Here is a 650-nt window from a genome sequence, read left to right as displayed (position 1 = left end):
GCGACGTCGTGGACGCCGTCCGCGGCTTGCTTGCGAAGGAGGCTTGAATGGACAGGCGCGTCGTTATCACCGGAGTGGGCGGCCTGTGCGGACTGGGCACTGACGCCGCCTCTATGTGGAAAGAGATGCGCGAAGGCCGCTCCGCCATCGGCCCGCTCGCCAATTCCGAGCTTCATGACCTGGAGGGCATGACCGGCGCTGAGATCAAGGCGCTGCCCGAGCACGACATCAACCGGGGGCATCTCATCTCCATGGACCGCTTCAGCTTGCTCGCCGTGCTTGCAGCGCGCGAAGCCATGCGGCAGGCCGGACTTTCCTGCGACGAAGGGAATGCCCATCGCTTCGGCGCGACAGTGGGCGTTGGATTTACCGGTTCATACGCAACAGAACAAACTTACCGCTCACTGCTTTTGGGTAGCGCAATCCGTGCTGAACTCTTCACTGGAGTAAAGGTGATGCCCAGCGCCGCTTCCGTCCATCTTAGCTTGCGCCTCGGCTTGCGCGGGCCGGTGTTCGGGGTGACCTCCGCATGTGCCTCGGCCAACCATGCGATCGCCTCGGCGGTGGATCAGATCAAGCTGGGCCGGGCCGACGTAATGGTTTCCGGGGGCAGCGACGCACCCTTCGCATGGGGCGTGCTGAAAGCATGG

1 protein-coding gene is annotated in these 650 nt (G+C 63.7%); it reads left to right on the top strand.

Annotated features, from left to right (window positions below; genetic code table 11):
- Nucleotides 1–47 precede the first annotated feature (47 nt).
- A partial coding sequence (locus EN859_RS35150) for a beta-ketoacyl synthase N-terminal-like domain-containing protein (RefSeq protein WP_281015669.1) occupies nt 48–650 on the top strand: 603 nt, incomplete at its 3' end.

The organism is Mesorhizobium sp. M00.F.Ca.ET.216.01.1.1 (assembly GCF_004010325.2).
Lineage (GTDB): Bacteria > Pseudomonadota > Alphaproteobacteria > Rhizobiales > Rhizobiaceae > Mesorhizobium.
This window is presented reverse-complemented; position numbering and strand designations above follow the sequence as displayed.